This is a genomic window from Oleiphilus sp. HI0117 (assembly GCF_001635235.1).
Genome location: NZ_LWGA01000273.1, coordinates 2,501 through 6,464, shown reverse-complemented (window position 1 = coordinate 6,464; position 3,964 = coordinate 2,501). Strand labels below are relative to the sequence as shown.

Annotated in this window: 2 tRNA genes and 2 rRNA genes; all 4 read right to left on the bottom strand. The window is 47.4% G+C overall.

From position 1 onward, the window contains the following. Nucleotides 1–171: 171 nt before the first annotated feature. The 4 genes from rrf to A3757_RS03390 all read right to left on the bottom strand — a co-directional run bounded on the left by rrf (nucleotide 172) and on the right by A3757_RS03390 (nucleotide 3,961). A 5S ribosomal RNA gene (rrf, locus tag A3757_RS03405) occupies nucleotides 172–286 on the bottom strand. 167 nt (nucleotides 287–453) lie between these two features. Beyond that, nucleotides 454–3,336: ribosomal RNA gene (locus A3757_RS03400) — 23S ribosomal RNA — on the bottom strand. Nucleotides 3,337–3,667: 331 nt separating this feature from the next. Continuing rightward, a tRNA-Ala gene (locus A3757_RS03395) sits at nucleotides 3,668–3,743 on the bottom strand. Nucleotides 3,744–3,884: 141 nt separating this feature from the next. Next, nucleotides 3,885–3,961, bottom strand: a tRNA-Ile gene (locus A3757_RS03390). Between the last annotated feature and the right edge of the window lie 3 nt (nucleotides 3,962–3,964).

Genomic DNA, 3,964 nt, shown 5'->3' with positions numbered 1-3,964 from the left:
AATAATTAATTAAATCATGTCTTGCGAGTCAAAACTTTACAGTCGTTCACAAATCAAACAACAAGATAAGAACCTGCTCACATAATTAAAACGAAAGTGAGTTACTTACAATACTTTCTTCCAGGCAATAAAAAACCCCAGTAGGACGACCTACTGGGGTTTCTAATAGAAGCCTGACGATGACCTACTCTCACATGGGACCTCCCACACTACCATCGGCGATGCTTCGTTTCACTTCTGAGTTCGGGATGGGATCAGGTGGTTCCAAAGCTCTATGGTCGTCAGACAAAACTTCGGTTGCTGATACTTGATCAACAACACTTAATTCTGCGTCTTTAACAATAGCAAGTAATAGCTAATTTAATCTCTGCTGTCTAACGAAGACTCATATCCAATTTGCGTTACCCGTCGTTGTACGAATAATCATTCACTATAAAACCACTTGGGCGTTATATAGTTAAGCCTCACGAGCAATTAGTACTGGTTAGCTCAATACGTTACCGCACTTACACACCCAGCCTATCAACGTCATAGTCTTTAACGGCTCTTTAGGGGAATTAAATTCCCAGGGAAAACTTATCTTGAAGGGGGCTTCCCGCTTAGATGCTTTCAGCGGTTATCCTGTCCGAACGTAGCTACCGGGCAATGCGTCTGGCGACACAACCCGAACACCAGGGGTTCGTCCACTCCGGTCCTCTCGTACTAGGAGCAGCTCTTCTCAATTTTCCAACGTCCACGGCAGATAGGGACCGAACTGTCTCACGACGTTCTAAACCCAGCTCGCGTACCACTTTAAATGGCGAACAGCCATACCCTTGGGACCGGCTTCAGCCCCAGGATGTGATGAGCCGACATCGAGGTGCCAAACACCGCCGTCGATGTGAACTCTTGGGCGGTATCAGCCTGTTATCCCCGGAGTACCTTTTATCCGTTGAGCGATGGCCCTTCCATACAGAACCACCGGATCACTATGACCTACTTTCGTACCTGCTCGACGTGTCTGTCTCGCAGTTAAGCGCGCTTATGCCATTACACTAACCGCATGATGTCCGACCATGCTTAGCGCACCTTCGTGCTCCTCCGTTACTCTTTGGGAGGAGACCGCCCCAGTCAAACTACCCACCACACAGTGTCCTCGATCCCGATAAGGGACCCGAGTTAGAACCTCAAACATACCAGGGTGGTATTTCAAGGATGGCTCCACCAGATCTAGCGACCTGGTTTCAAAGCCTCCCACCTATCCTACACAAATAGGTTCAAAGTTCACTGTGAAGCTATAGTAAAGGTTCACGGGGTCTTTCCGTCTAGCCGCGGATACGCTGCATCTTAACAGCGATTTCAATTTCACTGAGTCTCGGGTGGAGACAGCTTGGCCATCGTTACACCATTCGTGCAGGTCGGAACTTACCCGACAAGGAATTTCGCTACCTTAGGACCGTTATAGTTACGGCCGCCGTTTACCGGGGCTTCGATCAAGAGCTTCGCATACGCTAACCCCATCAATTAACCTTCCGGCACCGGGCAGGTGTCATACCCTATACGTCCACTTTCGTGTTTGCAGAGTACTGTGTTTTTAATAAACAGTCGCAGCCAACTGGTATCTTCGGCCGACCTCAGCTTACAGAGCAAGTCTGATCACCAAAATCGGCGTACCTTCTCCCGAAGTTACGGTACCATTTTGCCTAGTTCCTTCACCCGAGTTCTCTCAAGCGCCTTGGTATTCTCTACCTGACCACCTGTGTCGGTTTGGGGTACGGTTCCTATATATCTGAAGCTTAGAGGTTTTTCCTGGAAGCAGAGCATCAACCACTTCAATCTCTAAAAGAGATCTCGTCATCAGTTCTCAGCCTTAAGGACCCGGATTTGCCTAAGTCCTCAGCCTACAACCTTAAACATGGACAACCGTCGCCATGCTGGTTTAGCTTTCTCCGTCTCCCCATCGCAATATATACAAGTACAGGAATATTAACCTGTTTCCCATCGACTACGCTTCTCAGCCTCGCCTTAGGGGCCGACTCACCCTGCGCCGATTAACGTTGCGCAGGAACCCTTGGTCTTCCGGCGAGGGGGTTTTTCACCCCCTTTGTCGTTACTCATGTCAGCATTCGCACTTCTGATACCTCCACCCAACTTCTCAATTGAGCTTCATCAGCTTACAGAACGCTCCTCTACCATATCTAAAAGATATCCGCAGCTTCGGTGTACAGTTTGAGCCCCGTTAAATCTTCCGCGCAGGCCGACTCGACTAGTGAGCTATTACGCTTTCTTTAAAGGATGGCTGCTTCTAAGCCAACCTCCTAGCTGTCTAAGCCTTCCCACATCGTTTCCCACTTAACTGTAACTTTGGGACCTTAGCTGGCGGTCTGGGTTGTTGCCCTCTCCACGACGGACGTTAGCACCCGCCGTGTGTCTCCCGTGATCGCACTCCTGGGTATTCGGAGTTTGCATGGGGTTGGTAAGTCGGGATGACCCCCTAGCCCAAACAGTGCTCTACCCCCCAGGGTGATACACGAGGCGCTACCTAAATAGCTTTCGAGGAGAACCAGCTATCTCCGAGTTTGATTAGCCTTTCACTCCTAGCCACAAGTCATCCCCTCATTTTTCAACATAAGTGGGTTCGGTCCTCCAATCAGTGTTACCTGATCTTCAACCTGCTCATGGCTAGATCACTCGGTTTCGGGTCTAATCCCAGCAACTAAACGCCCTATTAAGACTCGGTTTCCCTACGGCTCCCCTATACGGTTAACCTTGCTACTAAAATTAAGTCGCTGACCCATTATACAAAAGGTACGCAGTCACAGAACAAGTCTGCTCCCACTGCTTGTACGCATACGGTTTCAGGATCTATTTCACTCCCCTCACAGGGGTTCTTTTCGCCTTTCCCTCACGGTACTGGTTCACTATCGGTCAGTCAGGAGTATTTAGCCTTGGAGGATGGTCCCCCCATCTTCAGACAAGATAACACGTGTCCCGTCCTACTTAATATGTGACTATTGAATCTTCGTGTACGGGGCTATCACCCACTATGGCCGCACTTCCCAGAGCGTTCCACTAATTCAATAATCATCGGCTAATCCCCGTTCGCTCGCCGCTACTAAGGGAATCTCGGTTGATTTCTTTTCCTCCGGGTACTTAGATGTTTCAGTTCTCCGGGTTTGCTTCTTACACCTATGTATTCAGTGCAAGATATCTAACTTATGTTAGATGGGTTTCCCCATTCGGAAATCGTTGGGTCAAAGCTTGTTTACCAGCTTACCAACGCTTATCGCAGGTTACTACGTCCTTCATCGCCTCTGACTGCCAAGGCATCCACCGTATGCGCTTAGTCACTTAACTATATAACCCGAAGTAGTCTTCTAAGACGACCTTTTACCATCTTAGTACTTAAGTTATATATATGACCATTCGTAACGTTTTCGCCGGATAACGCTTGATATGAATCTCATTTCTTTCGTTATCCATGATTAAATTATTCGCTGATATGTGAATAATCTAATCACTTAGCAATGAGTTGCATTATGTCATCACAACATAAAACAACGTCTACTATTACTTACCTAATTGTTAAAGAGCTTCTAATCGCATGATTAGAAATAAATACACTTTACTTAATTCAAACTTAAACCAAGCAAATACACTTATTTATAATCATTTCAATTTTGGAAATTGGTGGAGCTATGCGGGATCGAACCGCAGACCTCCTGCGTGCAAGGCAGGCGCTCTCCCAGCTGAGCTATAGCCCCAATCCCAGAGCATTTTATCCTCTGCTTTAACGTTCATTAAAGTCAGACTCAAAAAATCGTAGATTTTAGCTAATCTAGGCAAATGACTGCGAAGCATAGCCTGCTATGCGAGTAATCATTTAACGATGAGTAACTGAAATCTGGTAGGCCTGGGCAGACTTGAACTGCCGACCTCACCCTTATCAGGGGTGCGCTCTAACCACCTGAGCTACAGGCCTTCT